General features: G+C 36.6%; 1 pseudogene. It reads right to left on the minus strand.

Annotated elements, in window-relative coordinates:
* Window positions 1-254, minus strand: a pseudogene (locus MST27_RS22385) (IS3-like element IS981 family transposase); the annotation flags it as partial.

The raw sequence follows: 254 nt of genomic DNA on the forward strand, positions 1-254 counted from the left end.
ATTGAAGAGTTGAGAAATTTTGAGTGACAGGTATTGTCTCCTTAATTGAGTTTTAGATGGATGTCGGTTAATCCGTTCATAATAACTTGATTCAGGAACATCAAGGAGTTGACAGCTTAGTCTGACATTGAGTGCTAAAGTTTGTATGGTTTGAGCCATATCCGCAGCACTCACTTCTTTTTCTCGGCGAATATGGTCAATACTTTTTTTAAGATGTCTCGTTCTTCCTTAACTTTAGCCAGTTGTCTTTTTAA

Origin of the sequence: Stutzerimonas marianensis, assembly GCF_022810315.1 — a bacterium.
Classification (GTDB): domain Bacteria; phylum Pseudomonadota; class Gammaproteobacteria; order Pseudomonadales; family Pseudomonadaceae; genus Stutzerimonas; species Stutzerimonas marianensis.